Annotated in this window: 13 protein-coding genes; 11 read left to right on the top strand and 2 right to left on the bottom strand. The window is 41.6% G+C overall.

Annotation, left to right across the window (positions count from 1 at the left end; genetic code table 11):
* Positions 1-87: 87 nt before the first annotated feature.
* A complete protein-coding gene (locus tag H8S88_RS09905; RefSeq protein WP_329605527.1) occupies positions 88-2685 on the top strand; it encodes a C69 family dipeptidase in 2598 nt (865 codons plus the stop codon).
* Between the two features lie 85 nt (positions 2686-2770).
* Here the strand turns inward: H8S88_RS09905 and galU are convergent, their stop codons facing one another.
* Complete coding sequence (galU, locus tag H8S88_RS07855) at positions 2771-3682, bottom strand: UTP--glucose-1-phosphate uridylyltransferase GalU (RefSeq protein WP_048691427.1); 912 nt, start codon at positions 3680-3682, stop codon at positions 2771-2773.
* Between the two features lie 61 nt (positions 3683-3743).
* Positions 3744-4760, bottom strand: coding sequence for an NAD(P)H-dependent glycerol-3-phosphate dehydrogenase (locus H8S88_RS07850; RefSeq protein WP_048691428.1), 1017 nt, complete (start codon positions 4758-4760; stop codon positions 3744-3746).
* Between the two features lie 202 nt (positions 4761-4962).
* Here H8S88_RS07850 and H8S88_RS07845 point away from each other — a divergent pair, with 202 nt between their 5' ends.
* The 10 genes from H8S88_RS07845 to H8S88_RS07800 all read left to right on the top strand — a co-directional run.
* Positions 4963-5652 carry a gamma-glutamyl-gamma-aminobutyrate hydrolase family protein gene (locus tag H8S88_RS07845; protein WP_048716619.1) on the top strand — a complete coding sequence of 230 codons (690 nt, stop codon included), beginning with the start codon at positions 4963-4965 and terminating at the stop codon, positions 5650-5652.
* 237 nt (positions 5653-5889) lie between these two features.
* Positions 5890-6336 (top strand): dUTP diphosphatase, encoded by a 447-nt coding sequence (locus H8S88_RS07840; RefSeq protein ID WP_048716720.1) that lies wholly within the window; start codon positions 5890-5892, stop codon positions 6334-6336.
* A gap of 9 nt (positions 6337-6345) precedes the next feature.
* Entirely contained in the window at positions 6346-6801 is a 456-nt protein-coding gene (locus H8S88_RS07835; protein WP_048716617.1) for an isochorismatase family protein, read from the top strand.
* An 18-nt stretch (positions 6802-6819) separates the two neighbouring features.
* Positions 6820-7335, top strand: coding sequence for a histidine phosphatase family protein (locus H8S88_RS07830; protein WP_048789245.1), 516 nt, complete (start codon positions 6820-6822; stop codon positions 7333-7335).
* Between the two features lie 13 nt (positions 7336-7348).
* A complete protein-coding gene (gene radA, locus H8S88_RS07825; RefSeq protein WP_082162652.1) occupies positions 7349-8710 on the top strand; it encodes a DNA repair protein RadA in 1362 nt (453 codons plus the stop codon).
* An 81-nt stretch (positions 8711-8791) separates the two neighbouring features.
* A complete protein-coding gene (locus tag H8S88_RS07820; protein WP_006595479.1) occupies positions 8792-9487 on the top strand; it encodes a TIGR00266 family protein in 696 nt (231 codons plus the stop codon).
* 288 nt (positions 9488-9775) lie between these two features.
* Positions 9776-10270 (top strand): beta-class carbonic anhydrase, encoded by a 495-nt coding sequence (locus H8S88_RS07815; RefSeq protein ID WP_048789247.1) that lies wholly within the window; start codon positions 9776-9778, stop codon positions 10268-10270.
* Between the two features lie 163 nt (positions 10271-10433).
* Positions 10434-12440: a DUF2079 domain-containing protein gene (locus tag H8S88_RS07810; RefSeq protein ID WP_048691447.1), complete on the top strand. Its 2007-nt coding sequence runs from the start codon at positions 10434-10436 to the stop codon at positions 12438-12440.
* A 374-nt stretch (positions 12441-12814) separates the two neighbouring features.
* Entirely contained in the window at positions 12815-19084 is a 6270-nt protein-coding gene (locus H8S88_RS07805) for a G5 domain-containing protein (RefSeq protein WP_236128230.1), read from the top strand.
* A 79-nt stretch (positions 19085-19163) separates the two neighbouring features.
* Positions 19164-20739 (top strand): Ig-like domain-containing protein (locus tag H8S88_RS07800; protein ID WP_236128229.1); only part of this gene is annotated, 1576 nt, incomplete at its 3' end.

Here is a 20739-nt window from a genome sequence, read left to right as displayed (position 1 = left end):
TCAAAAGGAGTAGACTGGTGGTATATAAAACCTTCTTGTGTCCAAAAACCGTTTGAGGACATAAAATAAGCAAAAAGGAGATTTGCAATGAAGAAATGGTTGTTTAAACTAGCTTTGGTAGCGATGACGTTCTTACTCCTACCAATTCAAGCCGTTCAGGCCTGTTGTGGATTTATCATTGGCCGCCAGTTGACCAAGGATGGTACCACCCTTTTTGGTCGGACTGAGGACTATCCTTATTATCCAAATGGTGGAAAACACAACAAAAACTATGTTGTTGTCGATGCCAAGACCTATAATGAGGGAGATCAAATCGAGGATGAATCCAATGGATTTACCTACCCGCATGCTGCCAACGAAATGAAATACACAGCTACTTATGATTCTGCTCGTGGTGACGGTAGTAATGGTGCTTTCGGGGAACACGGTTTTAATGAGGCCGGTGTATCCATGACTGCGACAGTAACAGCTATTCCAAATAAGAAGGTCTTGACAACGGATCCTTTGAAAGCGGATGGACTTCCAGAAGCTGCTATGCTGGATGTCATCTTGCCACGTGTTAAAACTGCCCGCGAAGGGGTTGAATTACTGGCTAAAGTCATTGAAGAAAAAGGTTCAGCTGAAGGGAACGTGGTCGTTTTTGCAGACCAAAATGAAACTTGGTATATGGAAATTCTATCTGGTCACCAATATGTAGCGGTGAAGGTGCCAGAAGATAAATACGCAGTCTTTGCAAATACCTACTACCTAGGTCATGTTGATTTGAATGACACTGAAAATGTCATTGCCTCTAAAGATGTAGAAAAAGTAGCCAAGGAATCTGGCAACTACAAGACCGATAAAGATGGAAACTTCCATATTGCTAAATCTTATGGACCAGAAAAATATGCTGAAGGAGACCGCTCACGGACCTATGCAGGTATTACCTTGCTAGATCCAGACTCTAAAGTCACCTATGAGGATGATGAGTATGAGCTCTTCCGTTCACCAACCGATCCAAACAAAAAATACACTTTAGAAGATGCTTTTGCCTTGCAACGGAACCGTTTTGAACACTTGAATGGACGCTTTGTACCAGATGATCAAATTGGCGTGAAGAAACAAGGTGACGATGGTAGCAACGATACTGTTCGTAAAGACCAATACAAATATGCTTTAGGAAACGAAAATGTAATCGATGCCCATGTCTATCAAATCAATCCAAATCTTCCAAAATCATTTGGTGGAACTGTATGGATAGGTATGGGACCTTCACGGAATACCCCTTATGTTCCATTCTATGGAAATGTAAAGGATACTTACGAAGCTTTTAAACCTCAAACAGCTACTTATGATCCAAATTCATGGTATTGGACAGTTTGGCACATTGACCAAATGGCCATCAATAACCAAGATCTCTTTGGAAAATCTATCCAAAATCATTGGAAAGCACTAGAAGAACAGCTCATTATTGAACAAAAAGTGAGTGATGCAAAATACGCTGCCTTGAAAGCTGATGAAGCAGCTGCAAAAGGGGCGGAGGATCAAGTAACTGCTGAAGCAATTGCGCGTTCTGAACGTCTTTTCAAACAATTTAAACAATATGAAGCTGAGCTTTCAGCAACCTTGAAAGAAGCGGGTAGAACAGATGATCCGTATCGGGCATCTCTCCCAGATGATTACAAGGAACCAACGGACGCGACCACAACAACAGCTCCAAGTACTGAGCCAAGCACGGATGCAACCACGACGACTGAGCCAAGTGTCGAGCCAAGCACTGACGCAACCACAACAACTGAGCCAAGTGTCGAGCCAAGCACTGACGCAACTACAACAACTGAGCCAAGTGTCGAGCCAAGCACGGATGCAACCACAACAACTGAGCCAAGTGTCGATCCAAGTACGGACGTAACTACGACGACAGATGCAAGTGTCGAGCCAAGTACGGACGTAACTACGACAACAGAGGCAAGTGCCGAGCCAAGCACTGACGCAACTACGACAACAGAGGCAAGTGTCGAGTCAAGCACGGATGCTACCACGACAAATGAGCCAAGTACGGACGCAACCACAACAACAGTTCCAAGTACTGAGCCAAGCAAGAACGAAACCAAGCCAACTCAACCAAGTACTGAGCCAAACAAGGATGTAAACACATCAACTAAGATTGTCCCTGCTCCAACTACAAACAATCGTCCAGTTCTTCCGACGAATTCTTACATTTTAGTAGATCCTCTTACTGGAATCACCCTACAAAACCCAGATTTTGCCCAAGGTGGCTTTAATTTGGCAGTTTCTGTTTTGAAGGACGTCCAAGCTTTGAAAGGTAAAGATTATAAGATTTATGACATTCAGTTGTCAAATCAAAATGGAGCCGTTCATCAATTCAGCCCAACTGTGGTGACTATGCCAGTTGATCCTACGAAAGAAGTAGAATCTGTTGTAGGCATTGGAGAAGATGGCAAGGTTGAAACCTACCAGTTCAGTTTGAATGAAGACAAGAGCAAGGTAACCTTCACAACCAATCACTTCTCATCTTATGGAGTTGTCTACAAAACAGCAGCTAAGGTAGAAGAAAAAACAGAAAGCAAGAAATTGCCATCTACTGGACAAACCATTTCAATGGTTGGTATCATCGGCGGTGTCTTGATTAGTGCCCTTGGATTTGCCTTCTATGTAGAAAAACGCAAACAGAACAAAGCTTAAAATATAATTTTTTAAGAAACGAAAAGAGGCCGGACATTTAGTCCGGTCTCTTTGCTTTATAATCGAAAGTCGGGGTGAGGATCTTTTACTCCTCGGTACCTTTTCCTGTTTCTTCTAATTGTTTTCCAAGGTTGATGATGTATTGTTTGAGATCATCTTTAACCTGTGGGTGTTTCAAGGCATAATCAATAGATGTTTTCATGAAACCAAACTTGTCCCCTACATCGTAGCGTCTGCCCTTAAATTCGCGGGCAAATACTCGTTGGGTCTTGTTCAAGGTATCAATGGCATCAGTCAATTGGATTTCATTTCCAGCGCCTGGTTTTTGGTTTTCCAAGATTTGGAAGATCTCTGGAGTCAGCAAGTAACGACCGATAATGGCAAGGTCACTCGGTGCCTCTTCAGGTGCCGGTTTTTCGACAAAGGTTTCGACGCTATACAGTCCGTTGATGCCTTCCCCTTGAGGAGCAATGACTCCGTAGGCAGAAACCTCTTCATGGGGAACTTTCATGACGGCAATGGTTGAAGCATGTGTCTCGTCATAGTCATTCATCAATTGCTTGGTGAGAGTAGTAGCTGTATCATCTGTGATATCCATGAGGTCATCACCCAGCATTACAACGAAAGGCTCATTCCCAACGAAGGCCTTGGCCTGAAGGACAGCATCTCCAAGGCCACGCGGATGTTTTTGACGAATGAAGTGGAGGCGCATCCTGGTAGTTTCATCGACCAGTTTCAACAGATCATTTTTTCCTTTTTCCTTGAGGTTATACTCAAGTTCAAAGTTTGAGTCGAAGTGGTCTTCGATCGAACGTTTGGACTTACCAGTGACAACGAGAATGTCCTCGATGCCAGCCTTAAGGGCTTCCTCAACGATGAATTGGATGGTTGGCTTATCCACGATTGGCAACATTTCTTTGGCCAAGGCTTTGGTTGCAGGTAGGAAACGCGTTCCAAGTCCGGCCGCAGGAATGACTGCTTTTCTAACTTTTGTCATAATAATTCCTTTCTAACTAAAGAATAATTGGTTGTTAATCTAATTGGTAAGGAACGATCCCTTAGTTCCACTCATTTTCTTCTTTAAATTCATTGTTCATCATGAAGTTAATAGCTTCACGAATGTCTTGCCCTTCATAAATCACTTGGTAGATGGCTTGTGTGATCGGCATATAGACGTCAAGCTCTTGGGCCAGTTCGTAGGCAGCCTTAGTGGTGGAAATCCCCTCGATGATCATGCCCATGTTGGCTTCGATATCTTCTAGTTTTTCACCGCGACCAAGGGCATCCCCAGCTCGCCAGTTCCGAGAGTGGATCGAAGTTCCTGTCACGATCAGGTCTCCAACTCCCGATAGTCCACTATAGGTCAATGGGCTAGCCCCAAGTTTCACTCCTAGACGGGTAATTTCAGCTAGTCCGCGCGTGATGATGGCAGCCTTGGCATTGTCTCCGAATCCGAGTCCGTGGAGGGCTCCAGCTCCGACTGCGATAATGTTTTTCAAGGCTCCAGCCGTTTCTACCCCAATTACATCTGTATTGGTATAGAGGCGGAAGTAATGGTTGCTGAAGAGCTCTTGAACGTAACGAGCTGTTTCTAAATCCTTAGAAGCTGCTGTGATCAGAGTGATATCGCGAACAATTGTTTCTTCAGCGTGACTTGGACCAGACACGACCACAATCTCGCTACGTAGAGAAGCAGGAATTTCCTCTTCTAAGATTTGAGAAATCCGTTTGTGACTGTTTGGTTCTAATCCTTTGGATGCGTGCATGACCTTAACAGGATGGTCCAAGAGTTCAGCTACTTGCTTGGCAACGAGTCGGGTCACCTTGGTTGGGACGACAAAGAGGACAGCATCTGCTCCAGAAAGGGCTTCATCCAAGTTGTGGTAAGCCTTGATCCCTGGATCTAGCAGGACATCCTTAAAGTAGCGTTTGTTGGTATGTTCTTGATTGATTTCGTCGATTTGTTCTGAGACGTTTCCCCAGATCCGCACTTCATGGCCATTATCGTGGAGGACTTGAGAAAGGGCAGTTCCCCAAGAACCAGGACCGATGACCGCAACGGTTTGTTTATCCATAGTATTCTCCTTCGTGAAGATTTCATTTCTATTTTACCATACTAAAAGGAAAAAAACTCACTTGACATAGGAAGATTTTAAGGGAAAACAATTATGATTTCGGTGATAAAAAAATTTTATCAGGCCCTTAAAAAATACATATTAGACGCTCTAAGGGCGGGATGATAAAATAGGGAATAGAAATATCAAAGGAGGGAAGGCCATGTGTAGAACGATTGTTGGAGTCTCTGCCAATCTATGCGCAGTGGATCCAGATGGGAAAAATATCCATTCGTCTGTATCTTGTAAGTTTGCGGAAACCATTAAGCAAGTAGGTGGCCTTCCTATGGTCATTCCTGTGGGAGACCCGTCTTTTGCCAAAGATTATATCGAGACAGTGGACAAGCTTATCCTCAGTGGGGGGCAAAATGTCCATCCTAGCTTTTATGGAGAAGAGATCGCCATCGAGAGTGATGACTACAATCTCGAGCGCGATCAGTTTGAGTTGGCCTTGTTGAAAGAAGCAGTCCGTCAAAACAAGCCGGTCCTAGCTATCTGCCGAGGAGTTCAGCTCGTCAATGTTGCCTTCGGTGGGACTCTCCATCAAGAAGTGGAAGGACACTGGCAAGGGCTTCCTTTTGGTACTTCTCATTCCATTGAGACCAAAAAAGGCAGCGTGGTGGAGCGTCTCTTTGGACAAGCTAGCCAGATCAATTCTGTGCATCGCCAAAGCATCAAGGACTTGGCGCCTAACTTTCGAGTGACAGCCATTGACCCACGCGACCAGACCATTGAAGCTATCGAAGCAGTGGATGGTCATCGCATCATCGGTTTGCAGTGGCATCCAGAGTTCCTAGTCAAAGAAGAAAAAGGCAATCTCGAACTCTTTCGTTATCTTTTACAAGAATTGTAAACTCTTTAGGATTTTTTAAGGAGAAAGAGGTAAACTAGTCTCATCAACAAAGACCTCCTAACTTTGTTTGATACAGTTTACTTTTTTCATATAATCTCCTGCAAAAGTCTCCTCGTTTGAGGGGGCTTTTGTGTGTTTGTCAGAAAAAATACGAATAGTAGTAGAGGGGAGACGCTAGGGCGAAGTGATGGTATAATAGAAGAGATGGAAACTATTTAGAATGAAAGAGGAATCATGATGACAAAAATTCGTGGATTTGAACTTGTATCAAGCTATACCAATCAGGACTTGTTGCCAAAACGGGAGACAGCACACGCAGCTGGTTACGACTTAAAGGTGGCAGAGCGCACAGTGATTGCACCAGGAGAGATCGTCCTCGTCCCAACTGGGGTCAAGGCCTATATGCAACCGACTGAGGTGCTCTATCTCTATGACCGCTCGTCTAATCCTCGCAAGAAGGGATTGGTCTTGATCAACTCTGTTGGGGTTATCGATGGAGACTACTACGGCAATCCAGGAAATGAAGGCCATATCTTTGCTCAGATGAAAAATATTACGGACCAAGAAGTCATCCTTGAAGTCGGTGAACGTGTGGTTCAGGCTGTCTTTGCTCCATTCTTGATTGCAGATGGGGATGAAGCAGACGGCGTGCGGACCGGTGGATTTGGGTCAACAGGGAAATAGAGGAATAAAATGGCAGACTATTTATTAGTTGTAGACATGCAGTCAGATTATGTTGCTGTAGGAAAAGCATATCATGAAGAACTGACTGCAGCTGTAAATGACAAAATTGCTACCTATCCTAGCGACCGAGTTATCTATATTCTCAATCGTTTTTTCTGGGAGAGAAAAGATAGAAAGAAGAAATTTGCGACCGGCTTGCTGGTTGTATCTTCTCGTATTTTTGAGAAGCGTCGGGCTTCTTGCTTTACTAATCCAGATTTAAAAGATTTTTTAGAGGGAAACGGTGCTAAAAGCATAGAGTTTATAGGGGTAGATGGCAATGGATGTGTCAAGGCTTCCATTTTGGCAGCTGTTAAGGAGAATTATCAGGTTTCTGTCGATTTGTCTGCTGTCGGAGTTGCCAACCAGAAGAAATTCTCTAAAACACTGAAGCAGTGGCAAGATTGCGGAATCAAGATTGGATAGTTTTATGGGGATCTTAATATGAAAATTATTTTTATCCGTCACGGGGAGCCAAATTACCGTGAGTTAGAGGAGCGTTCCTATACTGGATTCGGGATAGATTTGGCACCCTTATCTGAGAAAGGAAGACAACAAGCTCAGGAACTTTGCAAAAATCCTTTGTTTGGCTCAGCTGATATCCTGGTGTCTTCTGCAGTGACGCGAGCTTTAGAAACGGCTTTTTATGTATCCTGTGCTACTGGCCTTCCTTTGAGGGTAGAGCCATTATTGCATGAATGGCAGGTTTATGAAACAGGTATAGAGAACTTTGAAACAGCTAGATGTCTGTTTTTAGAAAACAAGGGGGAGTTGCTCCCAAATTCTCCTGTTCAATATGAGACAGCTGTAAAGATGAAGTCTCGTTTTCTAGAATGCATGGCTAAGTATCGGGAATATCAAACGGTGGTAGTTGTAACCCATCGCATGCTCATGCGCCAGTTTGTACCAAATGAGAAGATTGATTTTTGCCAAGTGATTGAGTGTGAGCTAGAGATTTAGAAAGAGGTTTATCATAGCTAAGAAAAAAACGACTTTTATTTGTCAAAATTGTGCCTACAATTCACCCAAGTATCTAGGGCGCTGTCCTAACTGTGGGTCTTGGTCTTCTTTTGTCGAGGAAGTTGAGGTCACCGAGATTAAGAATGCGCGTGTGTCCTTAACGGGTGAAAAGACCAAACCCATGAAACTGGCGGATGTGACCTCCATCAATGTCCATCGGACCAAGACGGAGATGGAGGAATTCAACCGCGTCCTTGGAGGCGGTGTCGTCCCAGGAAGTCTGGTCCTCATCGGGGGAGATCCAGGGATTGGGAAATCGACCCTGCTCCTTCAAGTATCGACCCAGCTGTCTCAAGTGGGAACGGTTCTCTACGTCAGTGGCGAGGAATCGGCCCAGCAGATCAAACTTCGGGCAGAGCGCTTGGGGGATATCGACAGTGAGTTTTACCTCTATGCTGAGACCAATATGCAGAGCGTGCGAGCAGAAGTGGAACGCATCCAGCCTAACTTCCTTATCATCGACTCTATCCAGACCATTATGTCTCCTGAAATTTCAGGGGTGCAGGGATCGGTTTCTCAGGTGCGGGAAGTAACAGCTGAGCTCATGCAACTGGCCAAAACCAATAACATCGCTATCTTCATCGTCGGCCATGTGACCAAGGAAGGGACTTTGGCAGGGCCTCGGATGTTGGAGCACATGGTGGATACGGTGCTCTATTTTGAGGGCGAGCGCCACCACACCTTCCGGATCCTGAGAGCGGTCAAGAACCGCTTTGGCTCCACCAATGAGATTGGGATTTTCGAGATGCAGTCAGGCGGGCTGGTTGAGGTCCTCAACCCGAGTCAGGTCTTTCTAGAAGAACGTTTGGATGGGGCAACTGGCTCTGCCATTGTCGTCACCATGGAAGGAAGCAGACCAATCTTGGCGGAAGTTCAGGCCTTGGTGACACCGACTGTATTTGGAAATGCCAAGCGGACAACAACGGGTCTTGATTTTAACCGGGTTAGCCTCATTATGGCTGTTTTAGAGAAACGTTGTGGACTTCTTCTCCAAAATCAGGATGCCTATCTCAAGTCAGCTGGTGGTGTCAAACTGGACGAACCAGCCATTGACTTAGCCGTAGCGGTGGCCATTGCTTCTAGCTACAAGGAGCTTCCAACCAATCCTCAAGAGGCCTTTATCGGTGAGATTGGCTTGACTGGTGAGATTCGTCGCGTGACTCGGATTGAGCAGCGGATTAACGAAGCGGCCAAACTTGGTTTCACTAAGATTTACGCGCCAAAAAATTCTCTCCAAGGGATCGCGATACCAGATGGTATTCAAGTGATAGCGGTCTCCACTGTAGGAGAGGTTCTTAAAAGAGTCTTTTCTTAACAGAATTTGGAATCGTTTGCGAAAAGGTTTTTCCTGTGCTATACTTTGTCTATACTTACTTAAAGATAGGGGTTAATTATCATGCAATTTTTTACAGATAACAATGTGCAGTTCCCTTTGGTCGAGCTATCTCTCAATCAAGGTGAGACTGTCTATATTCAGCGGGGGAGTATGGTCTACCATACACCTAATGTAACCCTTAACACCAAATTAAACGCGAGTGGCTCTGGTGTGGGACGATTTGTGAAAGCAGTTGGACGGTCAATGGTTTCTGGTGAAAGCACCTTTATTACTCAGGTATTTGCCCAGTCTAATAATGCTTATCTAGCATTGGCACCCGACTCACCAGGTCAGGTTGTACCTCTCTACTTGGGCGAAAAGCAGTATCGATTGAACGATGGTGCCTTCCTTGCACTTGATGGTACAGCTTACTATACAATGGAAACCCAATCGATCGGTAAGGCTCTCTTTGGTGGTCAGGGCGGCTTCTTTGTCATGACGACCCAAGGGCAAGGGACCCTCTTGGTGAATGCCTACGGCTCTATTAAAAAAATCGAGTTAAACAATCAAGAAATCACCATCGATAACGCCCATGTCGTTGCTTGGAGCCAGTCTTTGGATTATAATATTCATTTGGAGAATGGTTTCTGGCAGTCCATCGGAACGGGTGAAGGAGTCGTCAATACCTTTAGAGGGACTGGTGAGATCTATGTTCAAAGTCTCAACCTTCAAACTTTTGCTGGCTTGTTGAATCGCTATTTACCAAAACGGTCTTAATGCATAAAAGAGAGTGGGACAGAAATCGGTAATTCGTTAGAATTCGATTTCGTCGTCCCACCTCCGCACAGTTGAGTAGGGCTGTAAAAGCTGATCAAATCAGCGTAGTAGAGCCCACTCAACCACTGCGTCTTGCTCGACAATCCAAAGACAATTGAGAGACTAGGACTTTTGTCCCAGCCTCTTTTTCATGTAGGCTGACAACTGACAATCTGGGAAAAAGATGGTAAGATAGAGTGTAAATAATTTGGTGTTCAAACTATTTATTGACCAGAAAGGAAGTTCCTAATGTCCTATTTTGAGAATTTTTTAAAAGCCAATCAAGCCTATGTTGAATTGCACGGAGACCTTCATCTCCCCATCAAACCGAAAACGCAAGTAGCCATTGTGACCTGTATGGACTCTCGCCTTCACGTCGCACCAGCACTAGGGCTTGCTCTGGGGGATGCCCATATTTTGCGGAATGCAGGAGGGCGCGTGACAGAGGACATGATTCGTTCCTTGGTCATTTCCCAGCAACAGATGGGGACTCGAGAAATCGTGGTCTTGCACCACACAGACTGTGGAGCACAAACCTTTGAGAATGAAGGCTTCCGTCAGCATCTGAAGAAGGAACTGGGAGTTGATGTTGGAGACCAAGACTTCCTACCCTTTCAAGATATCTACGAGAGCGTCCGGGAGGATGTCGCTCTCTTAAAAGCATCGCCGCTGATTCCAGACGATGTCATTATCTCAGGAGCTGTCTATGATGTCGATACAGGATTGATCACTGAGGTGACCTAAGAAATTTTATCTGTTTATGGGAACTTATTTCGTGAGAAATAAGTTTTTTTATTAACCAATTCAAAAGAGAAAGCCGCAGTCAAAAATTATCTCCTTTATTTATCTTTAAATAGGCAAGCTCTTCAGTTTATGGTAAAATATTTTATAATTACGGGAGGTTTAAATGAAAAAAATTAAGAATCTAGCCAACATGAACTATTTATGGTTACTGTTAGGATCCTACTTTATTGTCGTTTTGTTTAATTTGCTTAGATTTTCGACTGAAGCGCTCTTTCTAAAATTAGGAGAAGTAGGAATTGTTGGGACAATTATCGGGGTTGTCATCATTTACCCATTTCTTTGGTTTATTGGTGAGTATAAGAAACTCATTGATATTGGTGTTCTCAATACTTTTTTGATAGCTTTGATTCTATTTGTAGCAATTCTTAAAAGTCCAACCTTATTCTTATCTCTGGGCTTGATTATGATTTCAGTTGCTCTATTCTTATTTTTCTATCTAGACAATATAAGGTTTGCAATTGTCTTTCCAGTATTAGTGGTGCTATCTTTTCCCAAGCTTCTCCTTCAAGCAAGTGGGAAATTTCAAGATGAAGCCCTAAAAATTCACTCTTTTAATATCGCTGAATCAAAATTTACTTCTTTAATTTGGCCAATTTTGACTTCAGTTGTTATTGCATTATTAATCGGACTAATTATTAGTAGGTTGGCTGTAGACAAAATCAGTAAAGTATGGGTTAAACGACTTACCTTGATGACTTTAATTATTGGAGTTTGTTATGTCCTTTACTTATCTGTTGTAGTGTATTATAAAGTCAAGGCAAATTCAGGTTCGACATTTGATATTGGGATTTTCTCTCAAATGTTTGAGAGGATGAAGACAGACTTCACACAGATAACAACGCTTGAGAGAGATAAGGCTTTATCGCACTTTGCTGTCCATATTTCTCCAATCTTTTATGCGATTCTTCCATTCTACATGTTGTTTCCTTATGTAGAAACATTAGAAATTTTACAAATTCTTATTGTATTTTCTGCTATAATCCCCCTCGGGCTGGTATTGAAGAAATTACAATTGCCAAAACTGTTAAATCCTCTAGTCATTGCACTATTTTTTGCTACTCCAGCAATGACAACCAGTGGCAGTTACCACATTCATGAGAACTGTTTTTTACCCCCTCTAATTCTATGGCTCTTTTACGCCATCATCTCTCAATGGCGTTTGCGAACTATCTTGTTTGCTCTCCTCATCCTTTTTGTAAAAGAGGATTCCTTTATTTACGTACTATCGCTAGGACTCTATTTTGTCTTTCAGAATCGTTTTTCTATATCTCCGAGATTCAAAAAGTGGTTATATGCTAGTACATTTGTCTTGCCGGTAATTTACTTTGGATTTGCTATGTTTCTATTGACAAAATATGGTGAAGGTGCAATGGTTTCTCGATATAGTCATTTGTTAATGTCTGGGGAGAATGGATTGTTAATGGTGATGAAAAACACTATCTTAAATCCGCTTTATGTTCTGGGTAGTCTGTTTACGGCTAAGAAACTTGGCTATATCTTTTTAGTTCTGTTTCCTCTAGGCTTTTTGCCACTTGTCCAACGACGCCTATCAACTTATTTCCTTATGCTTCCTCTGCTAGCGATTAATTTACTAACAGATTGGCTTTATCAATATGATATTAATTTCCAATATAGCTATGGATCAGTTACTCTTTTATTCATTATGGGAATATTGGCATTGGATCAATTGAGTAATTATAAAGTAGTAGGGGAGAAGGCCCTTGTTGCTCTCGTTGCTTCGTCTTTAGTGATTTCAGGAGGGATCCTCTATAGCTACACTCATAAATGGAACTTTGAAATTAAATATTACCACAATCGAAAGGATTATTTTGAAGGGATACAATCAGTATTAAAAGATTTGCCAATTGAGTCTTCAGTAGTAACGACGGGGAGTTATACTCCAAGCCTTCGACAGCATGAAAAACTATATGATATCTACTATCATAATGATAAAAAAGTTGACTTAAATATTGATTATGTTGTTGTACCGAGAGAAACAAGGCAAGAAGGCAAAGGATTTTTTGAGGCGGATATCTTGAAGGCATATGAAGCTTCTGGCTATAAAGAAAGCTTTTTCTCTACAGAAGACGTTCTTGTGTTAGAGAAGTAATCTGAAGAATCTTTTCTTAACTTTAGAGCAAAATACAAGTGTCTTGAATGCTGTTACATCACTAATGACATTTGAATAAAGCTGTCGGTTATATACGGCAGCTTTTTATTATTTAATAGTGGGTTGATACAAGGTAAATAGTGAACTTTCTTCCATTTTATAGAGGATAAAAGGAAAATAGAAAGGGAATTCTTTTGGGTAAAAATTTATAGAATAAAATAGTTGACTTTCTATCAAACAATAAGTATCATTAAAGTAAAATCCATTTCTATCCACCTTATAAAATAAATAATTGAATCTTTGTTAAAAGGTTGGTTTAGTTGAAACGTATAGACTGAGAAAAGTGGGAAGAATTAAATGAAAGAGGAGGATTCATGAATATTAAAAAAACAACCAAGTACTCTTTGTTAGCAATTGGGGTGTTAACAACATTTCAATTAGGCCAGGTAAAAGCCAGTGCGGATTCTTTTGAAAATTCAAATGAAAGTCTTATTAAGAATCAGGATGAAAACCAGCCTGCATTGAATACGCCAGTTTCTATTCCAGAATCTGAAACTAGAGCAGTTACAGAGCCAAATTCAGAAGAAAAGCCGGCAGTTGATCAGGGAGATAAGAAATATCCAGCTCCAGCTTTAACGGAAAAGGAAACAAAAGGCTCTGAGGAGGATGCTAAGAATACTTCGACGGAAGCCTCTTCTTCTGATAAAGATAGTAAAGCCGAAACTTCTCTTAATAAAGACAGTGAAGCCGAAGCAAGTCTTAATAAAGATAGTAAAACTGATCCAACTCTTAATAGTGCAGAAAAGAAGGAAGATCCAACTCCTGCTCCTGCTACACTTTCCGATACAAGTACAAATGAAGCTGAAACGGCTACAACTCCAATTCCTAAAGTTCGTCGTAGAAGAGCTGCAGCTAGCAATACAAAAGTATACGATGATGCGGATTACGGTAAATATGTAAAAGCAACGGATTTTGGTCTTGATACGACAGGAAAAGTTGAAGCGAGTGAAGCAATCAAAAAGGCGCTCTCTGCGGCCAACGAGGTTGAGGGTGGCGCTTCTGTTATGCTATCAGGGACAGTCCTGCTGAAGAATACCTTGGTTATTGATGAAAACTATGCCAATGTAAAAGGTTTGATTGGTAGTGGTCCAAGTCGTAACAACACAAAAATCTTATTTAATAAGAAGCAAGACGGAGAACATGATCCTGAAACAAACTTGACGGATAACCGTTACGAGTCTGCGGTCCTCATTCAAAATCAGAATAACTTTACTGTGGGTCGCTTAACTGTTGAGCATGCCTATGATTCATCAGACTACACTAAGGATAATGAATTTTACCGTAAAGGGAAATCTTACTTTGGACGTTCAAATGGTATCTATGTAAACGATTCTTCAAATGTTACGATCAATGATGTTCGTGCTATGAAATTCAACAGAGCCGGTGTCTTCTTTAGTTCAAGTAAGGCAACGGCTCAAGAGTATGATAGCAATGGAAGACCAATCCGTTATAGCAGTATTTCTGAAAAGGTTTCAAACGAAGTCAAGTCTATCGGAGATCCAGATGTTCCAATCATGGACGGTAACAAGGTAACCAATTCTTTCCTTCATAACAACCGTGTTGCGGGTGTTATGTTTGGTTACCAACGTAATTTTGTTGTAGACAACAATATCTTGTCATATAACGGTCATGTATTGGATGGTGGTACTGGATATGGTGCGGCCTCAATGGCAGGGTCTTATAACGATGGCATTACCTATACTGGTAACTACACCAACTACAACTACCGTAAAGGCTTGGATATTCACGACGGGAATAAGATCCTCATCGAAAACAACGTTTCGCTCGGAGACCGTTTGAATGGTATCGAGGTTTATAACCGTGCTAACCCTATGACAGATGTCATTATTCGTAACAACAAGGTAACACAAGATCCAAACTCTAAGTTGGAAAACGATGATGATGATCCAGCTCGTTACCGTGGTTACACAGCCATCTCTATCCTGACAAATGAGAAAAACCATAAATGGACCAAACCTCTTGATAAAGGTCGTTACGTCATTTCAAATAACACCATTGAAGGTTTGACAAAACCATTTGAAAATGGACAACTAGGAACCTTTGGTATTCTCTTTAGAAATAATGAAAGTTCAAATGATTATAGCCTGAATATCGAAGGTAATACCATCACTGGTGATTCAACAGACTATATCATCTCTGTTAACAACAACACAGCCCAAGCATCTAGAGGTGTTGAGGGTGGTGGTTCAGGTGACATCACTATTTCAAGAAACAAGATTGAAGTAGATGACATCAAGCAGTTACCGATTTACATCAACGATGATACGACTTATGTAGCAAGTGTTATTGACCGTACAACTGGTAAACGTGTCAACAAGGTTACAAAAGTACCATTTACCAAGACTAGAGGAAGCATCAACATTGACAACAATGAGTTGACCGTTTCTAAGATTAAGTCTAGATGGAAAAATGCAGTTGCTATTGAAAGTACTAACGCATCTACTATTGATGTTAATAGCAATACCTTCAAGTATAAAGACAATGAGCCATGGCAACGTTACGATGTCACTCGTAGATCAGATGGAGCAGTTATCAAAGACATAATGCAAGCTTTCTTTGGTATCAACCGTCTCAACGATACTGTTAAAGTAACAGCTACAGATAACAAATTCATCGCAGACACACCAAACAAAAATGGTTTCTTTAGACTATACAATGGTGAGTGGGTGAACTTGAATGCCAAGAGTAATAATGTCTTCCTCGGACGTAACACTCTAGATGGCAAGCCATTAGCTCCAGTAGATATCGTTGGTGATAAAACGGTTGAAACACTTCGTACAACAACAACGACAGAGTACATCATCGAAACTCGTGAGACAGATGAACTTCCTATCGGATTTAAAGAAACCGTTCAAAAAGGTGTTCCTGGTAAGAAAGTTAATGTTTATAAGATTACCAAAGTTGGTGATACAATTGTAGGTCGTCAGATTGAATCTGAGGAAGTAATTCAAGAGCCTACGAGAGAAATCGTTTTGATTGGTACAGCGACAGAAACATTTGAAACTGTTACTGAGAAAGAAACTGTTGAATACGAAACTGAGATCAGAACGGACCCAACAAAACCTAAGACTTATCAATTTGAAAATCAAGCTGGTAAGAATGGTTCTGTTGAAAAGACTTACCAAATCAGAAAATTGAATGGTAAGGAAGTTGGTAAGACGTTGACGTCTGAAACAGTGATTGACCAACCAGTCAAACGCATTATCACAGTTGGTAGTGCAGTAGAAAAAGTAGAATACACTACTGATGTCAAGGATGTAGACTTTGAAACTGTAATCGAATACGACTACACGAAACCAAAAGGCTACGAAGAAGTCCGTCAGGAAGGTGAAAAAGGTCGTATTGAAAGTCAATACAAACTTACTTACCTCAATGATGAACTCGTTGACCGTACCTTGGTCAATGAAAATGTCCTTAAAGAGAAGAAGGACAAGATCGTTGTTAAAGGTCTAGGGGTGGTTGTGTCAATCAGATCCGTAGTTGTTGTCGAAGAAAAAGACTTCAACAAGGTTATTGAAAAAGATGAAACCCAACCAGAAGGCTACAGCAAGATTACTCAAGTTGGATCTCCTGGTACCATCACAACAACTTATGAAGTTACCTATGAGGACGATGTCGAAGTTGCTCGTAAAGAAATCTCAAAAGTTGAGGATCCAAAAGCTGTAGACGAAATCACAGTAATCGGTACTTCTAAGATGACAGAACGTACAGTGGATGAGCAAGTTGATGTTCCATTCAAGACGGTTTATGTCTCAGACAATACACTTCCAGCAGGAGAAAGTGTCGTCGATGAAGAAGGAACTCCAGGACAAATTATCCGTACTTTCTTGGTAAGCTATCGAAATGGTAAAGAAATCAGCCGTACCATCGTTTCTGAACATAAGATTACAGATGCAGTCAACCGTGTCGTTCGTGTCGGAAATGCGACACCTATCGTGGAAACAACTGAGCTTGTAGATGAGACAGAGTCAATCGATTACAATACTCTCAAAGAGTTTTCAGACCAACTTCCTGCAGGGACAACTAAGGTTATCCAGGCAGGTAAGAAAGGCCAGAAAACAAATCGTTACTCTGTAACGAAAGTGAATGGAGAAGAGACATCTCGTACATTTGTAGAATCTAACATCACTACAGATCCAGTAGATGAGATCATCCAAGTTGGAACTCGTATCAAAGAAATTAGAGAAGCAAGCGAGACAAGTCCAATTCCATTTACCATTAAGGTTCGCAAAGACACTACGAAGCCAATTGGCTACCGAGTGACTGAGGTAGAAGGTCAAGACGGTGAGAAGTCAGACCTCTATAAAGTAACCTACATCAATGGCACTGAAACAAAACGTGAACACCTCAAGACAACAGTCGTTAAAGAAGCTGTTGACAAGGTGATTGTCGAAGGTGCCGGAGTAGAACGTGCCCTCTTTGAAATTCAAGAAGATAAGATTACAAGCACAACTGAGTATCGAAATGATGACACTCTTCCAGAAGGTGAAACGAAGATTTCTCAAGTTGGTGAGGAAGGACTCCTTCGTAAGACGATTGAAAAACGATACTTCAATGACGAATTGCGTTCTACGAAATTAGTAGACAGCAAACTAATCAAAGAAGCAACGCCAACGATCATCTTAGTAGGTACAAAACATGTACCAACTATCAAGGTAGAACAGGATACTCAAACTGAGAAGATTGCTTATAAGACTCAAAATATCGAAGATCCAGATCTACCAAAAGGTGAGACTAAGGTGGTCCAAGTAGGCCGAACTGGTCTTATTGAAAAAATCTACCAACTAACCTACAAAGACGGCGTCTTGATTAAGACAGACTTGATCAGTAGCAAGGAAATTCAGAAAGTCCAAGACGAGATTATCCATATTGGTACTCAAGTCACTGAAACTAAAGAAATCAACACGACAAGTCCAATTCCTTACAATGTCATTATTCGTAAGGACAAGACCAAGCCAGTTGGTTACAGCCTTGTTGAAGTAGAGGGCCAAGAAGGAATTCAAACAGACTACTATCAAGTAACTTACGTCAATGGTAAGGAAACAAAACGTGAACACCTCAGAACGGTCATTACAGTTCAGCCTGTTAATAAAGTCTTAGTTGAAGGTTCTGGAATCGAGCGTATCATGTTTGAAATTCAGGAAGAGCGAATCACAAGTCCAACGGAATTCCGTAATGACGACACTCTTCCAGAAGGTGAAACAAAGATTATCCAAGAAGGTCAGGATGGATTGATCCGTAAGACGATCGAGAAACAATACTTCAATGACGAAGAACGTTCTTCAAAACTGATCGAAAGTAAAACTGTCAGAGAAGCAGTACCGACCATCATTTTAGTAGGGACAAAACATGTTCCAAATATTAAAGTGAAGCAGGAAACGCGAACTGAAGAGACTAACTTTAGAACAGTTACCGTTATTGATGAAAACATTCCAAAGGGTGAACGTAAGCTTGTTCAAGAAGGTCGTGCGGGCTTAGTAGAAAAAATTTATCAGCTAACTTATAAAGATGGTGTCTTAGTCAAGACGGACTTGATTAGCGTCAAAGAGTTGCGTCCAGCAATCGAACAGATTATCCATATCGGTTCTCAAGTTACTGAAACCAAGGAGATCAGCTTCACAAGTGGAATCCCATACAACACCATCGTTCGGGAAGATAAGTCTAAACCTGTGACCTATCGTTTGGTCGAAGTAGAAGGCCAAGAAGGAAGTCAAACTGACTACTACCAAGTAACCTATGTCAATGGTAAAGAAACTCAACGTGAGCATCTAAGAACTGTCATCACGACTCACCCTGTTAACAAAGTCGTTGTAGTGGGTACTGGAGTTGAGCGTACAGTCTTGGTGACTGAGGATGAGGTCATTACTTATCAGACAGAATATCGCAATGACGAAAGCTTAGCAGAAGGTGAAACTAGAGTCTTCCAAGAAGGCCAAGATGGACTGATCCATAAGACTTTTGAAAAATACTACTTCAATGATGAAGAACGCTCTTCTACCTTGGTAGATACCAAGGTTATCAGAAAGGCAGTTACTCGTGTTATTTTGGTAGGGACAAAACGAATTCCTACGATTACAACAGAGGAGCTAATTGAGATAGAAGATGTCGCCTTTGACAAGACTATTGTCGAGAATCCTAATAAAGCAGAAGGGACAGTCGCCCTCTTGCAGGAAGGAAAAACAGGTAAGCGTCAATACAAATACCGCTTGACTATTCAAGAAGGTCGTGTCATCAAGAAAGAATTAATCCAAGTGACATTGATCGAAGAACCTGTTCCTGAAATTACTGAACTTGGTACAAAAGTAGTGAAGAAGAGCGAGAAAAATGACCAACCTCAAAATCAACTTGGTAATAAAGTTGAGGAGCTCAATCATGTTTCAACAAATCCAAAAGTGGAAACCAAAGTTGAGTCTATAATAAATAGCCAAAAAGATAGTGGGGAAATTCAAGAAAATCGCTTGCCAAATACAGGTACAGAAGAGAGCTGGATCCTTTCTATCCTAGGCTTCATCTTATCAATTATCACTTTTCGTTTCTTTAATCGACAAAAAAACGAACGATAAGTGAAAAAAGATAAAAATTACTTTGCAAAGTGAAACAATTATGTTACAATGATAAAAAATTAATAATAAGGAGTTTATTATGCAAACCACAAAAACGAGCATTAAGCGAGTTTTAGCGTTTTTTAGTGTACTAGTTTTGGCTTTGACAGTCGTAACAACGATTTTTGCTGACGAAGTTACAAACTATACCAACAACACGACTATTACCCTCGATGGTAAAGCCATTACTGCTGATACAAAAGTAGGCAGAGGTCAAGCCATGGAAGCTACAAACAATATTACCTTCCCAGATTCTCAAGCTATCAATGCAGGTGATACACTTGTTCTTGACTTGCCAAAAGAATTGAACTGGCCAGTTAAGTCAGAATTCCCAATCAAAAACGGATCTGAAATCGTTGGTAATGCAGTTGCTGACCCAGCTACTGGTAAAACAACAGTAACGTTCACTGACTATTTCTCTAAAAATCCTAACAATAAGAGAATGTCATTGAAATACGATGTGGTTGTAAATGCTAGTACTGTAACTGAGTCTGGTAAAAAGACATTTAAGTATGGTGAGCAAACTTATAATTTGACATATGATCCAGATTCTACTGCAATTGGTCAATACGAGTACAAGTATGGATACCAAGACCCACAAAATCCAAAACGTATCAAGTGGAAAGTTATCTTGAACGCTGGTCAAGATAAATTGAACAAGATGGTTATCACAGATGAGCTTGCAGACGGACAAGTATTGGTAAAAGGAAGCCTTCGTGCTGTACGTTACGCAACTCAACCTAAAGCTATCGAAAGCGAAGAACAACTTACAAAACTTGACCCAACTGACAACTTCACTAAGAAAGCTGAGTATACTACGAACGCTGCAGGTCAAATCACTGGTTTCACTATCAACTTTGGTGACAACTGGAACTGGCCAATGTACTTGGAGTACACTACTGAGTTGACTGAAACTAAGAAAAAAGGTGATGTAGTTAACAATGTCATCAAGTGGAAAGCTGAAAACTTCCCTAACGAACGTAGCTACCCTGCTAAAACACTTATCTACACTGCGTCTGGTGAAGGTGAAGGGGAAACTACAACCACAACTACAACCACAACTACAACCACAACAACTACTACAACAACTACAACAACTACAACTCCGGAACCAACAACTACCACAACTACAACTCCGGAACCAACAACTACCACAACTACAACTCCGGAACCAACAACTACAACAACTACAACTCCGGAACCAACAACTACCACAACTACAACTCCGGAACCAACAACTACAACCACCACAACTCCAGAACCAACTACAACAACGACTACAACTCCAGAACCGACAACTACAACCACCACAACTCCGGAACCAACAACTACCACAACTACAACTCCGGAACCAACAACTACAACGACTACAACTCCGGAACCAACAACTACAACCACCACAACTCCGGAACCAACAACTACAACCACCACAACTCCGGAACCAACAACTACAACCACCACAACTCCGGAACCAACAACTACAACCACCACAACTCCAGAGTCAACAACTCCAGAGTCAACAACTCCAGAGTCAACAACTCCAGAGTCAACAACTCCAGAGTCAACAACTCCAGAGTCAACAACTCCAGAGTCAACAACTCCAGAGTCAACAACTC

The sequence above is a fragment of the Streptococcus sp. GS001 genome (assembly GCF_021595565.1).
Taxonomy (GTDB): Bacteria; Bacillota; Bacilli; order Lactobacillales; family Streptococcaceae; genus Streptococcus; species Streptococcus xiaochunlingii.
This window is presented reverse-complemented; position numbering and strand designations above follow the sequence as displayed.